The sequence below is a fragment of the Plantibacter sp. Mn2098 genome (assembly GCF_049319745.1).
In the GTDB taxonomy this organism is placed as follows: domain Bacteria; phylum Actinomycetota; class Actinomycetes; order Actinomycetales; family Microbacteriaceae; genus Plantibacter.
In genome coordinates this window covers 198,906-219,919 of the sequence record NZ_JBMOUH010000006.1, presented here as the reverse complement: position 1 = coordinate 219,919, position 21,014 = coordinate 198,906, and the positions used below count along the sequence as shown (strand labels likewise).

Below are 21,014 nucleotides of genomic sequence, written 5' to 3'. Positions count from 1 at the left end.
GCAGAGTGCCGTCGGATCGTCGGGATCGGGGAGACTCCGGTCCCGGCGCTGGAGACACCCGCGCCAGATATCGCCGCATCCTGCGGTTCGCCGGCTGGAATCTGGCCGTCACCTGGTGGTACGAGCTCTTTCTGCCGCGCATCGGCCTGACGAGCGTCGCGGAGCGTACGCGCACGAAGCGGATGACGCGGTTCGCGCAGCGCTTCCATGTGCTCGCGGTCGATCTCGGTGGACTGATGATCAAGGTCGGCCAGTTCATGTCGTCGCGGCTCGACGTGCTGCCGCCGGAGATCACGTCGGAGCTCGAAGGGCTGCAGGACGAGGTTCCTGCGGTGCCGTTCGCGCAGATTCGTGCGCTTGCGGAGGCCGAACTCGGGGTGCCGCTGGAGCGCGCGTTCGCATGGATCGATGAGACGCCGGTCGCCGCCGCGTCGCTCGGGCAGGCGCACCGAGCGCGTTTGGGTGAACTCGATGCGGCCGACACCGGGCTCGGCGGCGTCATCCTCAAGGTGCAACGGCCGGGTATCGACGCGATCGTGGATGTCGACCTGGCCGCGCTCCGAAAGGTGGGGCGCTGGCTCAGCCGGGTGCGCATCGTCTCCGATCGTGTGGACATGCCTGCGCTCGTCGAGGAGTTCGCCGCGACGAGCCTCGAAGAGATCGACTATCTGCACGAGGCGACGAGTTCCGAGCGGTTCGCTGAGGACTTCGCCGGTGACGATCGGGTGGCGGTGCCGGCTGTCGTGTGGGAGAGGACCACCAGGCGGGTGCTGACGCTCGAAGACGTCACGGCCATCAAGATCACCGACGCGGACGCACTGCGAGCGGCCGGCATCGATCCGGCCGCGGTCGCCCCGGTGTTCGCGGCGGTCATGTTCGACCAGCTGTTCATCAACGGGTTCTTCCACGCCGATCCGCACCCGGGCAACATCTTCGTGACGCCGGTCGGGCCGGCTCCGGCCGGCGGCGAGGGTCCGCGGCCGTGGAAGCTCACGTTCATCGACTTCGGGATGATGGGCGAGGTCCCGGCGAACACCCGCAGCGGGTTGCGGAAGCTGCTGATCGCTGCGGCATCGCGCGACGGGAAGGGGCTGGTCGACGCGATCCGCGACGTCGGCGTCCTCCTACCATCGGCCGAGACGACCGATCTCGAACGGGCGATGACGCAGCTCTTCGCGCGGTTCGGCGGGATGGGGTTCGCGGAGCTGCGGGAGGTCGATCCGCGAGAGTTCCGCGAGTTCGGCGCGCAGTTCGGGCATGTGGTGCGGTCGTTGCCGTTCCAGTTGCCGGAGAATTTCCTGCTCATCATCCGGGCGATGTCGCTCACATCTGGGGTGTGCAGCGCACTCGATCCGGGGTTCAACCTGTGGGACTCGGTTGAGCCCTATGCGACGCAGCTGCTGCGCGATGAGGGCGGCAATGTCGTCCAGGACGTCGCGAAGCAGGCGCTCGAGATCGCAGGGATCGCCGTGCGGCTGCCGAAGCGGCTCGATACGGTCATCACGAAGCTCGAGGAGGGGACCCTCGCGGTCACGAGTCCGCGGTTGGAGCGTCGGGTCGCCCGGTTGGAGCGGACGGCGCTTCGGCTCGTGTCGGCGATCCTGTTCGGGTCGTTGCTCATCGCCGGAGCCGTGCTGCATACGAACGATCCCGTGTTCGGCACGATCCTGATGATCGTGTCCGTGCTGCCGTTGCTCCACGCGCTCTTCGGGGGTCGGCGGGAGTAGGACGCGGGTTGGTCTGTCCAGGTGGCGCGCCGCTGTCGGGCCGCCGCCTGGCGACCGACACGTTGTGCTCGGACGTTGGATCGATCCTGTGCCGCTGGTTCCCTGGGACTACGAAGGCACTGGTTGTGACACCTCGATGAGCGCAGAGTTGGCGCAGGCCTGAACGGCCGCATCGCAACTCGAAGGAATCATCGACCATGCCTCAGCAACGCGTCCTCGTCACCGGCGGATCCGGCTTCATCGCCGGGCACATCATCCTGCAACTCCTCGATCAGGGGTACCGGGTGCGGACCACGGTCCGGTCGCTCACGCGTGAGTCATCCGTGCGCGCGGTCCTCGAAGACGCCGGGATGACGCACGGCGATGCGCTCAGCTTCGTGGCCGCCGACCTCACGAGTGATGCGGGCTGGGCGGACGCCGTCGCGGACTGCGATGCTGTGCTGCACGTCGCGTCACCGGTGCACATCGGCGCCGTCGAGAACGAGGACGACGTCATCCGGCCGGCGCGCGAGGGCACGATCCGTGTGTTGCGTGCCGCGCGGGATGCCGGTGTGCGTCGTGTTGTCCTCACCTCCGCCTTCCATGCCGTCGGCTTCGGGCATCCGCACACCGACCATGTGTTCACCGAGGATGACTGGTCGGTGCTCGACGGCCCCGGCATGGATGCCTACGGTCGGAGCAAGGTGCTCGCGGAGCGGGCCGCGTGGGATTTCATCGCGGAGGAGGGTGGCGAGATGGAACTGGTGACGATGCTGCCCGTAGCCGTGATGGGACCGGTGATGGGGCATGAGATCTCCGGGTCGAACCACATCATCCAACGGATGCTCTCCGGCGGGATGCCGGCCTTCCCCGACGTGTGGATCCCCATCGTGGACGTCCGCGACGTGGCCCGGGCGCACATCCTCGCGATGACGACGCCGGACGCCGCAGGTCAACGGTTCCTGCTCGCGAGCGGTCCGGTGACGGCGATGCGCGAGATCGGCTCCGTGCTGCGGGCCCGACTCGGCGCCGCCGCCGCTCACGTGCCGACCCGCTCCATCCCGAGCCTGGTGGTCCGGGCGGCATCGGTGTTCAACCCGGCGTTCCGTCCCCTCGTGCCCGACCTCGGCTACCGGAAGCGGATCTCCGCGGAGAGGGCGCGTCGGGTGCTCGGTTGGGAGCCGCGTCCCTCCGTCGAGGCGATCGAGGCTGCGGGCGAGAGCATCGTGCGCAAGGGTCTCGTGGGCTGAACAGCAGCCCGCCTGGCAGCTGGACTTCTGCACAAAACTGAGTAGACTCATAAATGAGCAAACTCAGTAAGGAGTGCGGATCATGAGTGGATCGACAGGCGCCGTCGGGCGCCGCGATCGCAACATGCGCGACAAGCGCGAACGGATCTTCAATGCCGCCGCAGAGCTCTTCGCAGAGCGCGGGTTCGCCGCCGTGTCGACGCAACAGGTGTCCGAACGGGCTGACGTCGCCGCCGGCACGCTCTTCCGGTACGCGTCCTCCAAGGGGGAGCTGCTGCTGATGGTCTACAACGACGAGTTCCGCGATGCGCTGCGCATCGGCGAGGAGCGCGCCGGCAGGGAGGGCGACGTCGTGGAGGCCATCGTGCAGCTGGTGCTGCCGATCATCGCTCGCGTCGGTGTGAATCCCGAGAACAGCCAGGTCTTCCAACGTGAACTGATCTTCGGACCCGACACCGAACAGTTCCGTGCAGAGGGCCTCGCGATCGTTGCGGAACTCGAAGCGCGCATCGCCTCACGACTGCTCCAGGAGGCGCGTGCGCGGCGCCCGCAGGCCGATGAGCATGCCGCGGCCCTCGCGAGCAGCGGCATCTTCGCGATCGTGCACCTCGCCGTCGTCCGGTCCTCGATGGGGGCCATCGCCGACACCGACGCGATCGACGACCTCCGCGTCCAGATCGGCCAGATCGTCAGCGGCTACCTCGCGACGCTCGCGTCACCAGCCGCACCCTGAACCCCACCCGACAGGCGCCATCGGACACAATCCGGCGGCGCCGGCCATCAGGCACAACCCGATATGAAAGAGAGAGCACGATGAGCAGCATCACCAACGTGACCGTCCTCGGCACCGGCGTCCTGGGATCCCAGATCGCCTATCAGACCGCGTACAGCGGCTTCCAGGTCACGGCGTACGACATCAACGACGAGGTGATCGAAGGCGCCAAGAAGCGGTTCGCAGGACTCGCAGAGACGTACACGTCCGAGGTGGATGGTGCGGCCGGCGGCAAGGCGGACGAGGCGCTCACCCGCGTCACCTTCTCCTCCGACCTGGCCGCAGCCGTCGCGGACGCCGACCTCGTCATCGAGGCGATCCCCGAAGTCCTCGACCTCAAGCGCACCACCTATGAGGCGCTCGACAAGCTCGCACCCGCGAAGACGATCTTCGCCACCAACTCCTCGACGCTCCTCCCGAGCGACATGAAGGACTTCACCGGTCGTCCGGAGAAGTTCCTCGCGCTGCACTTCGCCAACCGCGTGTGGAAGTTCAACACCGGTGAGGTCATGGGAACTGCAGACACTGCCCCGGAGGTCTTCGACGAGGTCGTCGAGTTCGCCGGCGAGATCGGCATGGTCCCGATCCCGATCCACAAGGAGAAGGCAGGATACGTCCTCAACTCGCTCCTCGTCCCGTTCCTGAACGCCGGCCTCGAACTCGCAGCAGGCGGATACTCCGACCCGCACGACGTCGACAAGGTGTGGCGCATCGCGACGGGAGCCCCCATGGGGCCGTTCCAGTTCTACGACATCATCGGCCTGACAACGCCGTACAACATCCTCACCAACGGCGACGAGCACGCGCAGCAGCTTGCCGCATGGCTGAAGGAGAACTACATCGACCAGGGCAAGCTCGGCGTCGCGACCGGCGAGGGCTTCTACCGCTACGACAAGTAGTCGCCCCGGTTCGCTTCCCTCGGGAAATGAGTGATGCCCGACACATGACCGTGTCGGGCATCACTCATTTCTGCTGGGCTGGATCAGCTCGTCGGGAGACCGGCCATGAAGTCGTTGAACGACTGCGCGATCGCCTTGGACTGCGTGTGGTGCAGGTAGTGGTCGCCCTTCAGGATGACGAGCTCGCCGTGATCGACGCTCGCGACCTGCTCCTCGTGCAGCTCGGTCCACCCCTTGACCGTGACGTCCTTGACGATGAACTCCAGAACCGGCAGGTCCTTCGGGAACGACAGTCGCTGCGCGTTGGTGAAGTTCTCCGAGAAGCGTGACATCTCATCCGCGTAGGTGTCGGAGAGCGAGTTGCGGTTGCTGAGGATGTTCATCTGCGTCTTGGCGTCCTCGGTGAAGTCGGTGCCGGCGTAGGCGTCCCCGCCGAGAGCGGTGGCGACGCGCACCAATCCGAGCGACTTCGCCGTCTGGAGGGCGCTGATCGGGAACTTCGTGTCCATGCCGGGCTGCGTCGGCACGCTGCTGTCGATCCCGACGAACGCCGTGACGTCGCTCGGGTACGCGTTGACGTATTCGAGTCCGTAGATGCCGGCGATCGAGTGGCCCATCAGGACGAACTTGTTGACCTTCACCTGCTGCAGCGCCTCGTGGATCTCGCTCACGATGTTGGCGGAGGTGCGGGGCTTGTCCGTGCCGTCGCTCAGGCCGTAGCCGAACGGTTCGACGACGACGACGCGATGCGTCGGTTCGAGCTCCTTGATCAGGAGGCCGAAGTCCACATCGGGAGCCGCGGTGCCGAAGCCGGGGATGAGGACGACGGTGTCGGTTTCCTTGCCAGTGTCGTCGCCGTGGATGACCACATTCATCTGCTTGCCGTCGACGGGCACGAGCGTGCCGTAGGTCTTCAGTTCGGATGCTTCCGAGTTGCTGGCGACCGCGTTGACGATGCTCGTCGTGGCGAGTGTCAGGGCGATGACCCCCACGATCGAGCCGAGGGTGATGAGTGCTACCTTCAAGAATTTCTTCATATTCATTCCGTTGTGTCGGCTCGCCGATCACCGCGTTCGCGGCTGACGAGCTGCTGATGCCCAACGGCGTGTCCTGGGACGCGTGGCGTGCCCGTAGACACGACCATCGTGGCGTTCCGATCCCCACGCATCCGGTCAGTGAAGGCGCATCGCAAATCACGTGGGTTCGCATCCACCCTACCCAACACTTGCTGCCCATCGCCTGACGGCCCCATCCTCCTCCGCCGCCGAGGGGTCGCAAATGGTGGGTGCTGGCGCCGAACACCCACCATTTGCGACCCCTCGGCAGCGGAGGAGGTGTCCGGTTACCGGACTAGGGTGTCGAACCTGACGGGAGTGACTTGGTTTAGCCTTGGTGAGGATAGGCAAACCTAACCCGAGCGCGCCGCTCGAATCGCACGTCAGAGAGTCCCCATCGTGAAATCCCGTTCCTCGTTCCGTTCCATAGCCATCGCCCTCGTCGCCGGGGCGGCGGCACTCGGCCTCGGGCTGAGCGGGTGCTCCTCCACCACTGCAGCGGGCGATGCCGGCGCAGGGGAGACACGAACGGTCGAGACCCACTACGGCGCCGTCGACGTCCCGGTCGCGCCCAAGCGCGTCGTCACCGTCTCCTACGACACGCCCTGGCAGTTGCAATCCGTCGGCGTCCGCCCCGTCGCAGTGCAGGACTACAGCGCGTACCCCGGCCAGTTCACCGCGGAGGCCGAAGCCTTCGTCGACGGCCTGCCCACCGTCGGCAGCTTCTTCGCCCTGAGCCTCGAATCCGTCGCAGCGGCCAAACCAGACCTCATCGTCGGCGACGCCCTCGAGATCGACGACCAGCTCTACAAGAAGCTCTCCGACATCGCCCCGACCGCCATCTTCTCCGCCGACTACCGCGGAGACTGGCGCACGATCGGCAAGGGCGTGGCCGATGCGGTCAACAAGTCGAGCGAGTTCGACACCCTCGCGACCCAGTACGACCAACGCGCTGAAGAACTGACCGACACCTACCACGACGTCCTCACGACCAAGCGATGGGCCGGCGTGTCCGAGGGCGAGACCGGCGACGGCTTCTCCGTGCTCTACCCGAGGGGCGTCGTCGGTGCGCTGTGGTTCAAGGACCTCGGGGCCACCATCGCCCCCGGTGTCCCCGCGTCGAACGACAACGGCTTCGACTACGTGTCGGCGGAACTCACCACCACGGTCCTCGGCGATGCCGACGTCATCGTGGCGCCGGCTCAGGCCGACGGCCGGCTGCACCCGAAGATCCAGTCGGTCATCGATGCGCCGCTGTTCTCCGAATTGCCTGCGGTCAAGGCCGGCAACGTCTACTGGGTCTACAGCACCGTGACCGACTACAGCTCGGCGCTCGCCTGGCTCGATGCGGTCGAGACGGTCGTCCTCAAGCCGCTGGCCGCGAAGGCGTGATCGTCCAGGACACGATGTCGATGGCTGGGGTGGCTGGGGTGGCTGGGGTGGCTGCGGCGGGTGCCGGAGCGGCCGCTGGTCCGGCACCGGGATCAGTAACGGGCGCGGCAGCGGGTGCGGCATCGCGTCCGGGTGCGGACGACCATCGGGTGATCCTCAGCGTGGCGACCGCGCAGCAGGTCCGCGAGAGCACCAGAGCCGTGCGGAGCATCGTGCACCCGGCCGTGGCCTCCGCGGACGTGCCGTGGCTGCTCGAAGCGCCGTGGATCATGTCCACGGGCACGTACAAGAGCGACATCCCGGAGGAATGGTCGGCGCACTCGCATCGCGAACACTGCCTCATCTGGTCGGAGGGCGGCACGGTCACGGTCGAGACCGGGGAGCAGTTCTGGATGGTCGCGCCTGGACTCGGCATCTGGCTCCCCGCAAACACCGTGCACCGCGTCACCGCGGACAGCGGATCGCTGCTCTCGATCACCTACTTCCATCCCGAACGCATGCGCGTGCCGTGGACCGGCGTGACCGGGATCAGCCTGACCGGCGTCATCCGTGAGTTGATGCTGCACAACAAGAACATCGAGATGCCCGAGGAGCGGCGGCTACGCCTGCAGTCACTCACCGTCGATCTCCTGACGCCGGTCGAGACGGCATCGCTCAACATCAGGTTGCCTGTCGACCCGGAGCTGCGGGCCGTCGCCGAGGCGATCATCGAGAACCCAGCCGACGACCGTACGGCGATGGAGTGGGCGGAGTCGCTGCGGATCAGCACCCGCACGCTCTCGCGCGGCTTCCTGCGTGAGACCGGATCGACACTCACCCAGTGGCGCATCCTGGTGCGTATCCGTGCGGCGCTCATCGACATCGCGGCCGGGATGCCGATCGCCGCCGTCGCGCGGAAGCTCGGGTACTCGAATCGGAGTGCGTTCATCGACCTCTTCAAACGCACCACCGGGCACACCCCCGGCACCTATTTCCAATCCTTCACACGAGAGGCGGCCACCGAGTAATGGCTTTCTGCGAACCAGCGCGCGTCGTCCGCGCCGAGCGGCTGACCCCGAACATGATCCGCATCGACTTCGAGGCAGTCGGTGATTGGCGGTGGTTCGATGACGGGTTCGGCGATGAGCGCATCGATCTCGCTTTTCCCTTCCCCGGCGAGACCGTCGCACGCATCGAATACTTCAACCGGGACGACTACGGGCGGGCGGGTGAGGTCGAACACGGTGAGCACGAGCACGCCGAGCACGAGCACGAGCACGCCGAGCACGAACATCCTGACGAGACGGACCCGGAGGACTCGCCGCTGTGGCGGCACTACACGGTCAGAGCGGTTCGGGACGGCGGGAGGTCGTTCACGGTCGACTTCGTGGTGCACGAAGGCGGCCTCGCGGCGGAGTGGGCGATGCGCGCTGAACCCGGCCACATCCTCGGCACGTTCGTGAGTGGCGATTCCAGTTCCTATTACGGCGCGCCGGACGACGCGGAGTGGCAGTTGCTCGTCGCGGACGCGACCGGACTGCCGGGGCTCGGGCGCATCATCGAGGAACTGCCGGACGGCGCGCGGGTACGCGCGATCATCGAAGTGCCGACGGTAGCGGACGAGCAGTCGTTCGAGACGAGCGGCGACGTCGAGTACATCTGGTTGCACGGGAGCGGGCTGGGACTCGCGCCGAGCAGGCTGCTCGACGCCGTGGCATCGCTCGATCTGCCGGCCACGCCCGGTTATGCGTGGGTCGCGTGCGAGGCCGCCGTGAGCCGGTCGATCCGCAGCCACCTGCGCAGCGTGCGCGCACTGCCGCGCGCCCGGCATCACGCCATCGGCTATTGGACCGCCGGTCGCTCCGGCCACATCGAACAGTCCTGACCCGTCCCGTCAATCTGCCGAGGGGTCGCAATCTGCGGGTGTTCCGCTCTGACACCCACAATTTGCGACCCCTCGCGGGATGAGGCGGGATGGGATGGGAAGGGATGGGGGACGGGTGTCGGGTCCGGGAATGGGTGGGATCCCGTAGCATCGGCTGACGGGGACCGGAACGACACGACTGGGGGACTGCGTGCTGCTGACGATCAGCTTTGAACCGCCGAACGACGCCGGAATCGATGCGACGGTGCTCGGATATCTGCTGCACAAGCACCCGCGGAAGGTGCAGACGTTCCAGGCGCCGGTCGGCGACATCCACGTCTTCTATCCGGAAGCGACACCGGAGCGGTGCACTGCGGCCGTCCTCCTGGAGGTCGACGCCGTCGGTCTGGTGCGCAACAAGCGGTTCCGCGGCGACGCCCTCGCCCTCGACCACTACGTCAACGACCGCCCGTACGTCGCGTCGAGTCTCCTCGCCGTCGCGCTCGGCACAGTGTTCCGCACGGCGATGACCGGCCGGAGCGACTCCTATCCCGAGCTGGCGGAGCGGCCGCTGCCGTTGCGCATCGACATCCCCGTCATCTCCGTTCGCGGCTCGGGCGTCGAGGACATCATCCGGCGCCTGTTCGACCCGCTCGGGTGGATGCTCGACGAGCGGCCGATCGCGCTCGACGAGACCCATCCGGAGTGGGGCGACTCCCGGTACAGCGCGCTGACCCTGACCGGTGAGGTCCGGTTGGGTGAGGCGCTGCGGCAGCTCTACGTGATCCTGCCCGTGCTCGATGATTCCAAGCACTACTGGGTCGGCGACGACGAGGTCGCGAAGCTCGTCCGGTCGGGCGAGGGCTGGCTCAACGAGCATCCGGAACGCGAGCTCATCATCCGTCGCTATCTCATGCATCAGCAGTCCCTCGTGGAGCAGGCCGAGAGCGCCTTGGGCGGTGTGACGGCCGGATCATCCGATGCCGCACCCGCTGGCGTCGACGCATCGGCAGCAGCAGCCGGCGCCGATCGACCGGCTCCGCTCCGCGCGCTTCGAGCCGATGCCGTCATCGCGGCCCTGCACGATGTTGGCGCCCGCCGCGTCGTCGACATCGGCTGCGGCCAGGGAGCACTGTTGCGACGTCTCGCGAGCGACCGCACGTTCACCGAGATCGTCGGCACCGACGTCTCGGCCCAAGCGCTCGAAACCGCGTCCAGAGTGCTCAACCTGCAGCGCGCCTCGGATGCGGAACGTGAGCGCCTCCACCTCCTGCACGGCTCCGTCGTCTACCGGGACGAGCGTCTGCGCGGGTTCGACGCGCTGGTGCTGATGGAGGTCATCGAACACATCGACGAATCACGGCTCGATGCGCTCGAAGACGCCGTGTTCACGGATGCGAAGCCGAGTTCGGTCATCGTCACGACGCCGAATGCGGACTACAACCCGATCTACGAGTCGCTCCCGCCCGGAGCGTTCCGTCACACGGACCACCGATTCGAGTGGTCCCGTGACGAGTTCGCCCGGTGGGCTGACGGCGTTGCCGCCCGTCGTGGATACACGGTCGAATTCCGCTCGGTCGGCGGCGAGGACGCCGATCACGGGTCGCCGACCCAGATGGCCCTGTTCAGAAGGAGTGCCGCATGAGCGTCCTCGACATCCCGGCGAAGTCGCTCGTCGTCCTCGTCGGCCCGTCAGGTTCGGGGAAGTCCACGTTCGCGCGCGAGCACTTCCTGCCCTACGAGACGCTGTCGAGCGACACGTTCCGCGGCTACGTGTCCAACGACGAGAGCGATCAGGCGGCGACCCCGGCGGCGTTCGACGCGCTGCAGTACGTCGTCGGCAAGCGACTCGAGGCCGGCCTGCTGACGGTGATCGACGCGACGAGTGTGCAGCCGGAATCGCGTCGTTCGCTCGTCGCTCTCGCGAAGTCGCACGATCTGCTGCCGGTCGCCATCGTGTTCGATCTGCCGGAGGCGGTCTGCGTCGCCCGCAATGCGGAGCGCGGCGACCGGGACATCCCGCCTCGCGTCGTCAAACGGCAACTGGATCAGCTGCGTCGCGGCATGCGCGGGCTGACGAAGGAGGGATTCCGGAAGATCCACGTGCTGCGCGATCCGGCCGAGGTCGCAGCAGCCTCCATCGTCCGGACCCCGCTGCTCAACGACCGGCGCGACGAGCGCGGGCCGTTCGATGCGATCGGCGACGTGCACGGGTGCCGGTCGGAGCTCGAATCACTCCTGGACGCGCTGGGGTACACGATCAGTCGGGACGCAGAAGGTCGACCGATCGATGCAGCGCACCCGGAGGGCAGGCGCGTCGTGTTCCTCGGCGACCTCGTCGACCGTGGCCCTGACGTCGTCGGGGTCCTGAGGCTCGCGATGGGCATGGTCGCGTCCGGGAACGCGCTCGCGGTCCCCGGCAACCACGAGTCCAAACTCGTGCGTGCCCTGCGGGGTGCGAAGGTGACCGTCTCGCACGGTCTCGGGGAGACGCTCGCCCAGCTGGCGGGGGAGACCCAGGAGTTCCGCGACCGGGTCGCGACGTTCTGCTACGACCTGGTGTCGCATCTGGTGCTCGATGACGGCAGGCTCGTCGTCGCGCACGCCGGCCTCAAGGAGCAGTACCAGGGGCGCGCATCCAGCCGGGTGCGCGACTTCGCGCTGTACGGCGAGACCAACGGCGAGACCGACGAGTTCGGCCTGCCCATCCGCTATGCGTGGGCCGACGAGTACCGGGGGGACGCGGTCGTCCTGTACGGTCACACGCCGGTCCCGACGGTCGAGTGGATCAACAACACTGCCTGCCTCGACACCGGGTGTGTGTTCGGCGGCGCGCTGAGCGCCATGCGATACCCAGAACGCGAGGTCGTGTCCGTGCCGGCCGAGCGCGTCTGGTTCGAGCCGGTGCGCCCGCTCATCGACCCGGCGAGCGGGCAGGGCGACGGGCAGGACGGGAGGGACGCCGAGCGCGCGCACGGTGTGCTCGACCTCGCCGATGTCCAGGGCAAGCTGTTCATCGAGACGAGCGGTCACGGACGCATCGGCATCAAGGAGGCGCAGGCCGCCGGCGGTCTCGAGGTGATGAGCCGATGGGCGACCGACCCGCGCTGGCTGATCTACCTGCCGCCCACGATGTCTCCGCCGAACACCTCGAAGGAGCCCGGCTACCTGGAACACCCGGCGGAGGCGTTCGCGGCGTTCCTGGACCAGGGGGTCGACGACGTCATCTGCGAGGAGAAGCACATGGGCTCCCGGGCCGTGGTGCTCGTCGCTCGCGATCCGAGGCGGTTCCATGCTCCCGCCGGTTGGATCGGCGCGGTGCACACCCGCACGGGGCGTCCGTTCTTCGATGCGGCCCGCGAACGGACGTTCCTGGAATCGGTCGATTCCGCGATGGAGCGTGCCGGCCTCTGGGCGGAACTGGACGCGGATTGGGTGCTGTTGGACGGCGAGATGCTGCCGTGGTCGCTCAAGGCGGGTGAACTCATCCGCGACCTGTACGCGTCGACCGGCGCCGCAGCCGTCGCAGCGACCGGCGCGGCGGCCGATGTGCTCGCCCGCGCCGCGGCATCGGGTGTCGACGTCTCGGCGTTGACGGAGCGCAACGCCGTTCGCCACACCGACGCGCTGCTGTTCCGTGACGCGTATCGCCGGTACGTCGGTGTTGCATCGGAGACGCGATTCGCGCCGTTCCAGGTGCTGGCGGCGGGATCGGCGACGTTCGAGGAGCGCGATCACGGGTGGCATCTCGGTGTCGCTGACCGGCTTCGGGAGGTCGCGCCGGAGGTCATCGCGGACACGGCACGACTGCGGGTCGATCTGCGGGACGATGCGGCAGTCGCGGCTGCGATCGCCTGGTGGAGCGCCCGAACCGATGCGGGAGGCGAGGGGATGGTCGTCAAACCGTTCGCCAATCGGGTGCGTACGGCTTCCGGTGCCGCGCAGCCGGGCATCAAGGTCCGCGGACGCGAGTACCTGCGCATCATCTACGGGCCGGACTACACCCTTCCGCACAACCTGGATCGGCTTCGCGAACGTGACACCGGACGGAAGCGTTCGATGGCGGCACGCGAGTACGCCCTGGGCCTTGAGGCGTTGCGTCGGTTCACCGCCGGCGAGGCGCTCTGGCGTGTGCACCAGGCGGTCTTCAGCGTCCTTGCGCTCGAGTCTGACCCCGTCGACCCGCGCCTGTAGCGCTCTCGTTCCCCAGCCCGCGAGGGGTCGCAAACGGCTGGTGCGGCGGTATTCGCACTAGCCAGATGCGACCCCTCGCGGGCAAGGTGGGGAGACGGGCGGCGATGGGGCCGGCCGAGAGGAGAGACCTATGGGTGCATCAGCAGGGGGCCGGCTCGACGGAAAGGTCGTCATCGTCACGGGCGCCGGCGGGTACGGCGTCGGCGGGGGAGTCGCCGAAGCGGTCCAGGCTGCCGGCGCGCTGCTGGTGGTGAACGACACCACGGCCGATGCGCTGGATGCTGCAGCGGCGCGCTTCCCGGATGCGGTGCTTGCTCCAGGCGACATCACGCGGGCGGACGACGTCGAAGCGATCGTGCATGCCGGAATCGATCGGCACGGGCGCGTCGACGGACTCGTCAACAACGCCGGCATCGGACTGCGGACGCCGGCGCACCTCGCCACTGAGGCCGAGTTCGACCACCTCTACGCGATCGACGTCAAAGGGCTCTGGCTCATGACCCGCGCGTTCGTGACCCATCGCATCGCCGTCGGTGGAGGCGGAGCCATCGTGAAGGTGTCATCGGTCCACGGCACGCACACGCAGAACCGGTTCGGTTTGTACGCCGGTGCGAAGGGTGCCGTCGAAGGGCTCACTCGCGGGTTCGCGGCGGAGCTCGGGATGCACGGCATCCGATGCAATGCGGTGGCGCCGGGGGCGGTGTTCGACGAGCGGGTCGCGGATCGGTACGGATTCGACGCCGCCGATCCGGTGGAGGCGATCCATGAGCACAGCGCGACCCAGCAGGTCCTGAATCGGGCGGTCGAGCCGCGCGACATCGGCGAGGTGGCTGCGTTCCTGCTCTCGGATGCGGCGTGGGCCGTCGCCGGCCAGACGGTCCGCGTCGACGCCGGTCTGAGCATGCTCCTCTACGACCGCCGCTCCTCCGGCGACCACGCGTGAAGCCCGCGAGGGGTCGCAAATGGCGGGTGTGACGGGGGTCGGACTAGCCGTTTGCGACCCCTCGCGGGCCGCGGATGAGGCGGATGGCGTCGGGGATGTTGCCAGACCAGGGAGCGCCGTGACCGGGGACGATCCGATGCGCGTCGAGCGCGGAGAGCGCGTCGAGGGAGCTGAGCGCCTCGGCGGGATCGTCGGTGAACGGGGCCGGCTGCGGACCGACGACGCCCGTGAGCACGTTGCGCGTCGTGAGCGCGTCCCCGACGAACACCGTGTCCACGAGCGGCACGAACACGGCGACGCTTCCGGGGGAGTGACCCGGCAGGCCGACGATCTGCGGTGACCCTGGCAGGTCCAGGACGTCGCCATCGTGCATCTCGACGACCTCGGTCAGCCGGTTCGTCTTCGCGCCGCCCTTGCGGAGGGCGTACACGGCGAATCCGAGCATCGCACCGAGGCGCTTCGGCCCGCCGGCCGCGTGTGAGGTCACTTCGCCGCGTGCACGGGCCGCATCGGCAGCGTGCACGTGGACCGGCACACCGTGGTCGCGGCGGAGTCGTTCCGCGATGCCGATGTGGTCGCTGTCGCCGTGGGTGAGGACGACGCCGCGGATCTCGTCCGGCGTGCGGCCCATCGACGAGAGTTCCGCGAGGAGGTCGGACCAGTGCCCGGGGAGTCCGGCGTCGATCATCGTGATCCCGTCGGCCGTTTCGATGAGGTGGAATGCCACGATGTCGTTGCCGACACGATGAAGTCCTGGAGCGAGTTGCATTGTCTGGCACCTTTCCGGTTGCTACGCTGACTGCATGGCTATGGTACATAGCCATGATGGCTACGGTCAATAGCTATCGTGCATCATGAATGGATCGAGGACCAATGCCCACTCCGGAACGCACCAGTCGTGACGCGATCATCGCGGTCGGACGCGAGATCCTGGAACGCGACGGGCTGGCGGGGCTGACCATGCAGGCGGTCGCGCAGCGAGTCGGGGTGAAGGCGCCATCGCTCTACAAGCGGGTGCGGAATCGCGATGATCTCGTGCAGCTCATCAGCGAGGCGATACTGGAGGAGTTGGCTGCGGAAGTCCGCGATGCCGTGGCGCGGGCTGAGGAGCCCGCATCGCGAGTCGCAGCGGTCGCGGTGGGCTTCCGGGCGTTCGCGCATCGGTTCCCGGCCGGGTATCAGCTCATCTTCGCGTTCGGGCAGGCGTCGACGCGGCCGTCCCAGGAGTCGATCGTCCTCTCGAGCGAGCCGCTGCTCGACGTCGCGGGGGCGCTCGCCGGCCCGGATCACGCGCTCGAGGCCGCCAGGACGTTGACCGCGTGGGCCCACGGTTTCGTCAGCATGGAGCTCGCCGGCGCCTTCAACCTCGGTGGCGACGTCGACGAAGCCTTCGCCTTCGGCATCCGAGCCCTGACGTCGGCCTTCGCTTCTGCCGAGGGGTCGCAAACTGCGGGTTGATCCGCGTGGGACCCGCAGCTTGCGACCCCTCGGCAGAAGCAGAGGAGAGGAACGGGCTAGAAGCTCGACAGGCCCTTGCCGATGACGACGAAGGCGAAGACGAGGAAGAGCGTCGCCATCACCGCGGCATTGTTCTGCGAGAGCCACGCGCGGAGGCTGTCGAGCGGGCCGGCCATCCGCTTGGATGCGACCAGATACAGGATGACCGGGAGCGCGATCGTGAGCGAAGCGATCACTGCGAGGATCGCCACCACGCCGATGATGCTCCCGACCGACAGTCCGGCCGACCCCACGATGATCCCGGCCGACGCCGCGAGGACGAGGTTCTTCGGATTCACCGCAGACAGCAGGAAGGCGAGGATGAACGCCCTCGGCGCCTTCATGGTGTCGATCGACGCCATCCAACCCGGCAGCTTCGCCTCCTCGCCCTTCTTCGGACGGCTGCGCCACTGCCTGATCGCGAGCACGAACAGCAGCAGGCCGAGCACGATCTTGATGACGCCGATGACCGGCTGCGGCCCGGTCTCGCCGGCATCCGGCAGGACGGAGGCGAGCGCGATGAACACCACGAGTGCGACGACGATGCCGACGAACCAGCCGATCAGGAACCCGGGAGCCGTGGATCGCGCCCGAGGTGAGAGCAGCATCAGGATCGCGGCGATGATCGGCACCGGACTGAGCGCGATGCCGGCCACGAGCGCCAAGGTCTCACCCAACACCTGAACCATGTCCACCCCACATCGATCGACGGCTGCCCTCCAGCCGCATGGACCTCAGCATGGCAGCTGGTCGTCGAGGAGCGCGACCCCTTCGCGCGGAATCATCCGCATCGGATGAAACCGACCGGGGTGATCGAGGCGCTCTCTTGCGGGTTGTTGCCGTCGCGCGGCGCTCGCGATAGCGTGCGAGGACTCACCGACGAGAGGAACGCCGTGAACGCAACGACCGCCATCGCCATCGCCGCCTATCCGTACTTCTACCCGCTGGTCGAGAACCTCCGCCAGGTGGGGCGATACGTGACGACAGGCGTCGGCTCGAATCCGGCGGCGCCGTTCAACTCCTTCTCGCACGCGCGGAAACTCGCCGGTCCGGAGGACACCTTCGTCACGATCAACAACGACACCGTGTACTCGATGGCGCAACTCGACCTCTCCGGCGGCCCGCTGCGTCTGCACGTCCCGGCGACCGGGGATCGCTACTTCGTGTTGCAGTTCGTGGACGCGTGGACGAACAACATCGCTTACGTCGGTACGCGGGCGACGGGTAACGAAGCCGGAACCTTCCTGATCGTCCCGCCCGGGTGGGGCGGTGAATCGGAGGTGCCGGTCATTCGGGCCTCGACGGATGTCGTGTCGATCGTCGGGCGGTTCGCGTGTACCGGGCCGGAGGACATCCAGGCAGTCGCTGCGCTGCAGGATGCGGTTGTGCTCGAACGGGTGACGCCGGACGCTCCACTCAGCGGGATTCCAGTCGTGGCCGAGGCCGACTCGGCTGAACTCCTGTTCTGGGCGCAGGCGCACGCGTGGGCGCACGCATTCCCGGCCCCTGCCGTCGAAGCCGACTATCTTGTGCGGTACGCCCCGCTGTGGGCACCTGATGTGGATCGTGCTGCGCTCGTCGACGGGTTCACTGCGGGTGCGGCCGCCCTCGAATCCGAGACCAAGCACGGCCACGCGCCGGTGTACAACGGTTGGACCGTCGGGCTGCACGTCTTCGACTACAACGTGCACACGCTGGACCTCGGCACCATCGATGCGCCGGAGTGGAAGATTGCGGACGAGGACGAACGCATCCTCCAGCGGGCCATTGCCTGCCGCTTAGGGCTGTGGGGGAACCATGCGTACGAGGCGGTGTACGCGCAGGCGTTCACCGACATCGCGGGATCGCCGTTGACGGGGGGTCACCGGTACCGGATGGACTTCGCCTCGCAGCCGCCGGTCGGCGCGTTCTGGTCGATCACGCTGTATGACATCCCCCGGTACTTCCTGGTGGAAAACCCGATCGACCGCTACTCCATCGGCGATCGAACGGCCGGGATCCGACACGAAGCGGACGGATCGCTCCGCATCACCATCGCCCATGAACGACCGAGCGACCCGACTGAGCGTGCCAATTGGTTGCCGAGCCCCGACGCCGCGTTCCGGTTGGTCTTCCGGTTGTACCTGCCCGGTGCGAGCATCCTCGACGGGACGTACGGGTACCCGGAGATCCAGCGCATCGACTGAGCGGGAGGATTCGCGCAGGATGACCTGCCGTGGCGGACGCGCCCGCGCCTCTCGCGGGCCGAGCCGCACGATCACTAGGATTGGGGCGGGCAAGCGGTCGTTTGCCGACATGTGTGCTGTACAGGATGGCGGGGACCACTGTGATTCGATTCTTGATTCGGACGCTCATCAATCTGGGCACCTCTGCGATCGGCCTGTTGATCGCAGCGTGGCTCGTTCCCGGCGTGTCCGTGACGATCTCCGGATTCATCATCGCGGTTGTCGTCTTCACGGTCGCCCAGGCGATCCTGTCGCCCTTCATCTTCAACATCGCCCGCCAGTACGCATCGCCGATCCTCGGTGGCATCGGCCTCGTGTCGACCCTCGTCGCCCTGTTCATCGCGACGCTCTTCCCCGGTGGGATCACCCTGCACGACGCGCTCGCCTGGGTGGTAACCCCGCTCGTCGTCTGGATCGTAACGGCGCTCGGCGGCTGGATCCTCGGTGCGATCTTCCTGAAGGACAAGATCAAGGACCGCAGGGCGAAGCCCGTCTCCTGACGACCTCCTCCGAGATCCCGCATGCGCTGACCGGTGCGAGCGAGCTTGCTCATCATTTGGACGTGCGGTTGAGTCGATGACTCTTCGAGCTGTTCCGGCTATCCTGCGGGTATGAACTCGCTTTCAGCGCAATCCCAGACTCTTCGCGCGGAGATCGACCGTCATCGTGCCGAGCTGCTGCTTGTCCTGGAGCGCTATGGCGCCGTGAATCCGAGGGTGTTCGGCTCCGTCGCACGTGAGGATGCGACAGCGTCGAGCGACGTGGATCTCATTGTTGACCTCACGCCGATGCAGGGTAATCCCCTGATGAGAGTCGCGGGAATTGGCGAAGAATTCGGGCGTCTGCTTGGTGTTCGTGTCGATGTCGTCACTGAGGGGCTGCTTCGGGAGCCGGTGGCGGCGACCGCACGCGCCGATGCAGTGCCATTGTGAGTCGTCCGGGAGAGGCCCGATTCGCCGACATCGTTCGCGCCATTGACCGGTGTCTCGAGTATCGGATGCACCTTGCGGATGATGATCCGGTCGTGGCGTCGATGGCGTTCGACGCTGTTCGACGCTGTACTTCGAAATCTCGCAGTCATTGGTGAAGCAGTTCGCGCATTGCAGGACGGAGAGAAGGACTTTGCTCCCGAGATCCCATGGGCGAGCATTGCAGGCCTTCGGAATGTGGTTGTTCACGAGTACTTTCGCATCGATCGGTTGTTGATAGTTGACGTGTTGGACAACGAACTCGTGCCGTTGCGAGCAGCCATTGAGCGGCGCTGAAGGTTCGCCGCTGACTCGATCGTTCACGGCTCATATGGCTGGTGGCAACCGAAGCGAGCGAAGCCCGTCTCCTGAGGCGTTCAGTCCTGGGGCACCCGGTAGATCTCGCGCCACGCTTGCAGGGCGAGCCAGTGCTCGGTGCGATCCCAGTCCCATCCGAGTGCGATCAGGGTTCGCCAGGGGGAGAAGCCGAAGTAGAACCACAGCGCGTCCTGGACGGCTCTCGTGTCGAGCTCGTCGCGGAAGTCGGGCAGCGATCGCAGGTGGCCGACCGTGGAGTCGAGGTTCGCACGGTAGCCGAGTTCGGTTCGATGAACGGCGTCCGCGACGCTCGGCTCGGACGCTGCGGCGTCCTGCATCACGGCGATGACGCGCTGGGAGTGCTCTGAGGAGGTCCTGACGCCGTGCGCGAGCCGTTCGAGTGCTGCTCGACCGGTGTCCGTTCGTCCGACTCCATCCAATGTGGACGTGATCGACGGATCCGTCCTGGCGCGTTCGATGAGTGCCAGGACGAGTTGCGCCTTGCCACCGATGCTCGCGTAGATCGTGTTGACTGCCACGTCTGCGTGCGTGGCGATGTCGGCGATGGTCGTTGCCGAGTATCCCTGTGCGGTGAAGCGTTCGAGCGCCGTGTCCAGGATGACCGCCCGCGTGATCGATGCGGCTTCGTCGCGGCGCGTCGATCGGTAGGTCCTCGTTGTCATCAGGGCAGCCTACTCCTTCGGGAGACTCAGCCTACATTCAGTGGAATCCAATTACGGTCAATTGAACCTGATTCTATTGAAAGGCAATTATGCGTCTCCTCCTGAGTGCCGTCCCCGCGTTCGGACACGTCCTCCCACTCGTCCCCCTCGCCCGCGCGGCATGCGCAGCCGGCCATCAGGTCGCACTCCTGACGAGCGCCGGTCTCGCCGATGCGGTGGCTCACGAACTGCCGGGCGTCGAACTCCTGCCGGCTGGACCGATGCCGGACGCGCTGTTCGCGGAGGTCGCGCGTCGGACGGGCGCGGACGCGTTGACCGGGCAGGACCCCGCAGCCGTCGCGGAGTTCTTCGCCGGCGCCCGAGTCGACCTCACCGCGGATGAAGCGCTCGAAAGCGCCGCGGAGTGGAAGCCAGACGTCGTCGTCGCCGAGGCGGGGGACTTCGTCGGTCCCCTCGTCGCCGCGTCCCTCGGGATCCCCTGGCACGTCCTCGCGTTCGGGCCGGCCGTTCCCGAGGAGTTCACTGCGCCGATGTTCGCCGTCGTCGGACCCCGGTATGCGAGCCGCGGCATCGTGCCGACTGCGCCGCAGAGCTACCTCGACCCGTGCCCGCAGTCGCTCCAGGTCCCCGGCTGGCAGGCTCCCGTTGCGCACGCGCCGATTCGACCGGAGGCGCATCGCCAGGCGGAGCCGTTATGGGTGCCTCCGGTCTTCGTCGGCGCCGACTACCGGGTGCGAGTGCTCGTCACCCTGGGAACCGTGTTCACCCGGCCGGACCTCCTTCAGGCCATCATCGCGAGCCTCGACCTGCGTTCGGTCTCCGTCGTCGCGACGCTCGGCGTCGTCCCAGGCGGGGCCGAGCCGGTCGACACGGCGGACGTGCGCTACGTCTCCTTCGTTCCGATGGCCGAACTGCTGCCGCATGCAGACATCGTGATCTCCGCCGGTGGCGCCGGGACGGTGCTCGCCGCGCTCGAGCACAAGCGTCCGATGGTGTTGATCCCGCAGGGTGCGGATCAGCCCATCAACGCAGCGCGTGCCGCAGCCGTCGGCGCGGCGATCGTGGTCGCCGACCCGGCCGACGTCGGCGCCGCAGTGCAGCGCATCATCATGGAGCGGTCGTTCGGCGATGCGTCGGTGCGTGTTGCGGACGAGATCGCCGCGATGCCGGATGCGGCGCACGTGGTCGCCGGGCTCATCCCGGTCGGCTGAGCCAGCCTGCGGCGACTCGACTCGGCCGGACACGCCAGGGGTGCTGCCGGGTCGGGTC

At 67.3% G+C, this 21,014-nt stretch carries 20 protein-coding genes; 16 read left to right on the top strand and 4 right to left on the bottom strand.

Annotation, left to right across the window (positions count from 1 at the left end; all coding sequences use genetic code 11):
• Nucleotides 1–5 precede the first annotated feature (5 nt).
• From ACL9RL_RS11175 to ACL9RL_RS11160, 4 genes are all read left to right on the top strand, one after another.
• The gene (locus ACL9RL_RS11175; RefSeq protein ID WP_422780329.1) at nucleotides 6–1,727 is read left to right on the top strand and encodes an ABC1 kinase family protein; all 1,722 of its coding nucleotides are present in this window, start codon (nucleotides 6–8) and stop codon (nucleotides 1,725–1,727) included.
• Nucleotides 1,728–1,924: 197 nt separating this feature from the next.
• The gene (locus ACL9RL_RS11170) at nucleotides 1,925–2,956 is read left to right on the top strand and encodes an SDR family oxidoreductase (protein WP_422780328.1); all 1,032 of its coding nucleotides are present in this window, start codon (nucleotides 1,925–1,927) and stop codon (nucleotides 2,954–2,956) included.
• A gap of 82 nt (nucleotides 2,957–3,038) precedes the next feature.
• Nucleotides 3,039–3,689: a TetR/AcrR family transcriptional regulator gene (locus ACL9RL_RS11165; RefSeq protein ID WP_422780327.1), complete on the top strand. Its 651-nt coding sequence runs from the start codon at nucleotides 3,039–3,041 to the stop codon at nucleotides 3,687–3,689.
• Nucleotides 3,690–3,769: 80 nt separating this feature from the next.
• Nucleotides 3,770–4,627: a 3-hydroxyacyl-CoA dehydrogenase gene (locus ACL9RL_RS11160; RefSeq protein WP_422780326.1), complete on the top strand. Its 858-nt coding sequence runs from the start codon at nucleotides 3,770–3,772 to the stop codon at nucleotides 4,625–4,627.
• Nucleotides 4,628–4,710: 83 nt separating this feature from the next.
• Here the strand turns inward: ACL9RL_RS11160 and ACL9RL_RS11155 are convergent, their stop codons facing one another.
• Nucleotides 4,711–5,664 (bottom strand): alpha/beta fold hydrolase, encoded by a 954-nt coding sequence (locus ACL9RL_RS11155; protein ID WP_422780325.1) that lies wholly within the window; start codon nucleotides 5,662–5,664, stop codon nucleotides 4,711–4,713.
• A gap of 417 nt (nucleotides 5,665–6,081) precedes the next feature.
• Here ACL9RL_RS11155 and ACL9RL_RS11150 point away from each other — a divergent pair, with 417 nt between their 5' ends.
• From ACL9RL_RS11150 to ACL9RL_RS11125, 6 genes are all read left to right on the top strand, one after another.
• Nucleotides 6,082–7,074, top strand: coding sequence for an ABC transporter substrate-binding protein (locus ACL9RL_RS11150; protein WP_422780324.1), 993 nt, complete (start codon nucleotides 6,082–6,084; stop codon nucleotides 7,072–7,074).
• Between the two features lie 149 nt (nucleotides 7,075–7,223).
• Nucleotides 7,224–8,081, top strand: coding sequence for a helix-turn-helix domain-containing protein (locus ACL9RL_RS11145; protein ID WP_422780323.1), 858 nt, complete (start codon nucleotides 7,224–7,226; stop codon nucleotides 8,079–8,081).
• Nucleotides 8,081–8,938, top strand: coding sequence for a siderophore-interacting protein (locus tag ACL9RL_RS11140; RefSeq protein WP_422780322.1), 858 nt, complete (start codon nucleotides 8,081–8,083; stop codon nucleotides 8,936–8,938). Before ACL9RL_RS11145 ends, ACL9RL_RS11140 begins: the two co-directional genes overlap by 1 nt.
• 190 nt (nucleotides 8,939–9,128) lie before the next feature.
• Entirely contained in the window at nucleotides 9,129–10,562 is a 1,434-nt protein-coding gene (locus ACL9RL_RS11135) for a 3' terminal RNA ribose 2'-O-methyltransferase Hen1 (RefSeq protein WP_422780321.1), read from the top strand.
• Nucleotides 10,559–13,111 carry a polynucleotide kinase-phosphatase gene (locus tag ACL9RL_RS11130; RefSeq protein ID WP_422780320.1) on the top strand — a complete coding sequence of 851 codons (2,553 nt, stop codon included), beginning with the start codon at nucleotides 10,559–10,561 and terminating at the stop codon, nucleotides 13,109–13,111. Before ACL9RL_RS11135 ends, ACL9RL_RS11130 begins: the two co-directional genes overlap by 4 nt.
• Nucleotides 13,112–13,241: 130 nt before the next feature.
• Complete coding sequence (locus ACL9RL_RS11125; protein ID WP_422780319.1) at nucleotides 13,242–14,054, top strand: SDR family NAD(P)-dependent oxidoreductase; 813 nt, start codon at nucleotides 13,242–13,244, stop codon at nucleotides 14,052–14,054.
• A gap of 43 nt (nucleotides 14,055–14,097) precedes the next feature.
• Here the strand turns inward: ACL9RL_RS11125 and ACL9RL_RS11120 are convergent, their stop codons facing one another.
• On the bottom strand, nucleotides 14,098–14,823 hold the full coding sequence (locus ACL9RL_RS11120; RefSeq protein WP_422780318.1) for an MBL fold metallo-hydrolase: 726 nt from the start codon (nucleotides 14,821–14,823) through the stop codon (nucleotides 14,098–14,100).
• 104 nt (nucleotides 14,824–14,927) lie between these two features.
• Here ACL9RL_RS11120 and ACL9RL_RS11115 point away from each other — a divergent pair, with 104 nt between their 5' ends.
• Nucleotides 14,928–15,512 (top strand): TetR/AcrR family transcriptional regulator, encoded by a 585-nt coding sequence (locus ACL9RL_RS11115; protein ID WP_422780317.1) that lies wholly within the window; start codon nucleotides 14,928–14,930, stop codon nucleotides 15,510–15,512.
• A gap of 56 nt (nucleotides 15,513–15,568) precedes the next feature.
• Here the strand turns inward: ACL9RL_RS11115 and ACL9RL_RS11110 are convergent, their stop codons facing one another.
• The gene (locus ACL9RL_RS11110; RefSeq protein ID WP_422780316.1) at nucleotides 15,569–16,240 is read right to left on the bottom strand and encodes a GAP family protein; all 672 of its coding nucleotides are present in this window, start codon (nucleotides 16,238–16,240) and stop codon (nucleotides 15,569–15,571) included.
• A gap of 204 nt (nucleotides 16,241–16,444) precedes the next feature.
• On the opposite strand from ACL9RL_RS11110, the gene ACL9RL_RS11105 reads away from it, so the two are divergent.
• The 4 genes from ACL9RL_RS11105 to ACL9RL_RS11090 all read left to right on the top strand — a co-directional run bounded on the left by ACL9RL_RS11105 (nucleotide 16,445) and on the right by ACL9RL_RS11090 (nucleotide 19,041).
• Nucleotides 16,445–17,737 carry a DUF1254 domain-containing protein gene (locus tag ACL9RL_RS11105; RefSeq protein WP_422780315.1) on the top strand — a complete coding sequence of 431 codons (1,293 nt, stop codon included), beginning with the start codon at nucleotides 16,445–16,447 and terminating at the stop codon, nucleotides 17,735–17,737.
• Between the two features lie 140 nt (nucleotides 17,738–17,877).
• Nucleotides 17,878–18,276 (top strand): hypothetical protein, encoded by a 399-nt coding sequence (locus ACL9RL_RS11100; protein ID WP_422780314.1) that lies wholly within the window; start codon nucleotides 17,878–17,880, stop codon nucleotides 18,274–18,276.
• A gap of 111 nt (nucleotides 18,277–18,387) precedes the next feature.
• Nucleotides 18,388–18,708, top strand: a complete 321-nt coding sequence (locus ACL9RL_RS11095) for a nucleotidyltransferase family protein (RefSeq protein WP_422780313.1) — start codon at nucleotides 18,388–18,390, stop codon at nucleotides 18,706–18,708.
• A gap of 78 nt (nucleotides 18,709–18,786) precedes the next feature.
• Nucleotides 18,787–19,041, top strand: a complete 255-nt coding sequence (locus ACL9RL_RS11090) for a DUF86 domain-containing protein (RefSeq protein WP_422780312.1) — start codon at nucleotides 18,787–18,789, stop codon at nucleotides 19,039–19,041.
• A gap of 80 nt (nucleotides 19,042–19,121) precedes the next feature.
• Here ACL9RL_RS11090 and ACL9RL_RS11085 read toward each other — a convergent pair whose 3' ends face one another.
• Nucleotides 19,122–19,745 carry a TetR/AcrR family transcriptional regulator gene (locus ACL9RL_RS11085; protein ID WP_422780311.1) on the bottom strand — a complete coding sequence of 208 codons (624 nt, stop codon included), beginning with the start codon at nucleotides 19,743–19,745 and terminating at the stop codon, nucleotides 19,122–19,124.
• 89 nt (nucleotides 19,746–19,834) lie between these two features.
• On the opposite strand from ACL9RL_RS11085, the gene ACL9RL_RS11080 reads away from it, so the two are divergent.
• On the top strand, nucleotides 19,835–20,956 hold the full coding sequence (locus tag ACL9RL_RS11080) for a glycosyltransferase (protein ID WP_422780310.1): 1,122 nt from the start codon (nucleotides 19,835–19,837) through the stop codon (nucleotides 20,954–20,956).
• Nucleotides 20,957–21,014 lie beyond the last annotated feature (58 nt).

What these genes read in the sequence shown, in the direction of transcription:
- ACL9RL_RS11110 (WP_422780316.1), bottom strand. Translation starts at nt 16,240, where the DNA reads ATGGTTCAGGTGTTGGGTGAGACCTTGGCGCTCGTGGCCGGCATCGCG.
- ACL9RL_RS11160 (WP_422780326.1), top strand. Translation starts at nt 3,770, where the DNA reads ATGAGCAGCATCACCAACGTGACCGTCCTCGGCACCGGCGTCCTGGGA.
- ACL9RL_RS11120 (WP_422780318.1), bottom strand. Translation starts at nt 14,823, where the DNA reads ATGCAACTCGCTCCAGGACTTCATCGTGTCGGCAACGACATCGTGGCA.
- ACL9RL_RS11115 (WP_422780317.1), top strand. Translation starts at nt 14,928, where the DNA reads ATGCCCACTCCGGAACGCACCAGTCGTGACGCGATCATCGCGGTCGGA.
- ACL9RL_RS11080 (WP_422780310.1), top strand. Translation starts at nt 19,835, where the DNA reads ATGCGTCTCCTCCTGAGTGCCGTCCCCGCGTTCGGACACGTCCTCCCA.
- ACL9RL_RS11130 (WP_422780320.1), top strand. Translation starts at nt 10,559, where the DNA reads ATGAGCGTCCTCGACATCCCGGCGAAGTCGCTCGTCGTCCTCGTCGGC.
- ACL9RL_RS11090 (WP_422780312.1), top strand. Translation starts at nt 18,787, where the DNA reads ATGATGATCCGGTCGTGGCGTCGATGGCGTTCGACGCTGTTCGACGCT.
- ACL9RL_RS11085 (WP_422780311.1), bottom strand. Translation starts at nt 19,745, where the DNA reads ATGACAACGAGGACCTACCGATCGACGCGCCGCGACGAAGCCGCATCG.
- ACL9RL_RS11155 (WP_422780325.1), bottom strand. Translation starts at nt 5,664, where the DNA reads ATGAAGAAATTCTTGAAGGTAGCACTCATCACCCTCGGCTCGATCGTG.
- ACL9RL_RS11140 (WP_422780322.1), top strand. Translation starts at nt 8,081, where the DNA reads ATGGCTTTCTGCGAACCAGCGCGCGTCGTCCGCGCCGAGCGGCTGACC.
- ACL9RL_RS11125 (WP_422780319.1), top strand. Translation starts at nt 13,242, where the DNA reads ATGGGTGCATCAGCAGGGGGCCGGCTCGACGGAAAGGTCGTCATCGTC.
- ACL9RL_RS11095 (WP_422780313.1), top strand. Translation starts at nt 18,388, where the DNA reads ATGAACTCGCTTTCAGCGCAATCCCAGACTCTTCGCGCGGAGATCGAC.
- ACL9RL_RS11170 (WP_422780328.1), top strand. Translation starts at nt 1,925, where the DNA reads ATGCCTCAGCAACGCGTCCTCGTCACCGGCGGATCCGGCTTCATCGCC.
- ACL9RL_RS11165 (WP_422780327.1), top strand. Translation starts at nt 3,039, where the DNA reads ATGAGTGGATCGACAGGCGCCGTCGGGCGCCGCGATCGCAACATGCGC.